1 pseudogene is annotated in these 233 nt (G+C 61.4%); it reads right to left on the reverse strand.

What is annotated here, in order from left to right:
• Positions 1-211 (reverse strand): annotated as a pseudogene (locus tag AC0L3U_RS40300) (DUF898 domain-containing protein); the annotation flags it as partial.
• Positions 212-233: the final 22 nt, after the last annotated feature.

The raw sequence follows: 233 nt of genomic DNA on the forward strand, positions 1-233 counted from the left end.
TTTCGAGCACCTTCGCCCAGATGTCGTGCTGGAGATACATGCGCATGACGACGTTCATCGCCAGCACCGCGGCAAGATAGCCGATCACCATCACCACCATAAGCGGAATGCTTCGTACGATCTCGTCGGGTCCGGCAAGCGCCGGTCCGGCCGCAGTGACCAGCCCGAGGGCACCGGCGATGTAAAGTCCGAACAGGGCGCTCAGCAGCATCCACCAGCCGATCACTTTCCAG

The sequence above is a fragment of the Bradyrhizobium sp. Kon69 genome, from assembly GCF_055807515.1.